Raw genomic sequence first — 955 nt, forward strand, 5'->3', positions numbered from 1 at the left:
GCGCAGCAACCGCATCGCATGCTTCCGATGGAAGCCCGTGATCGCAACGAACTCGTCGAGGATGCGGCCCTTTTCGACGCGGCTCGACGTCCTGTAGCGCCGCGCCAAAGCAGACTTCAGTTCCTTGCGCGTCGCCATACTCAATCGCCTCATCGTTGTCCCTGCGCTCCCTTGCCATTGGGGAGCAATTTACGCGAGGCAACGACTCAGCATTCAGGAACATTTCTGGCGACGCAATGCGAGCGTCAATCAGCGAGTGTTTTTGGTGTCGCGTGCGAGGGTGGTCGCCCTGGACCACGCCTCCGTTCGAGCGCGGTGCGCCTGCGATAGCTTTCGACGTTCATCTCGACAATGGTGGCGTGGTGAACGAGGCGATCGATGGCGGCGAGCGTCATAGCAGGGTCACCGAACACGACAGAGTACCCGTATTCTTGAGCGGTTCGTGTCTCACGTCACGATCACCGCCCCCCATCATTTTCTGTTTGGGCACCGGCTTGAGGTGCTGAAGGAGCGGTCGGGGCGCGGTCCCGCCTACGTCGTTGTCGCGCTGCCGGACGGCCGGCGGCGGGCGGTTCGGATCGCGTCGACGGATCTTGCCGAGACGATCACTTCCGGCCCCGAACGCCGCCGATCTGCCGCGCGTCAGTGCACGTACGCTGATCCCATTGATGCAACATTTGAGCGCGAGTCTGAGCCTTCTCGACGAGAAGGTGATTCGCGATGACCCACCGACGGCAGGTCGCGTTGCGTATCGACCCCTGCCGACGTTGGCAAATCCACCCGGCTGTCCGACGGCCGAGATTCCGCGCCTGTGGCCGAATCTATCGACCGCGACGCAAGCCCAGATCGCTCAAATCTTCGCTGCGCTGCTGCGGCGAATGCAAGCGGTTCCCGGCACGCCCGGAAGAGGACTGGGTCGTGCTGATCAGCTTGAACGTCGCTGACGAGCGGCTCA

Annotated in this window: 2 pseudogenes; both read right to left on the minus strand. The window is 62.7% G+C overall.

The features are described from left to right. Nucleotides 1-153, minus strand: a pseudogene (locus AC0L3P_RS39835) (ISNCY family transposase); the annotation flags it as partial. 92 nt (nucleotides 154-245) lie between these two features. Next, nucleotides 246-413: pseudogene (locus tag AC0L3P_RS39840) on the minus strand (ATP-binding protein); the annotation flags it as partial. Nucleotides 414-955 lie beyond the last annotated feature (542 nt).

The sequence above is a fragment of the Bradyrhizobium sp. WSM4874 genome, from assembly GCF_055811835.1.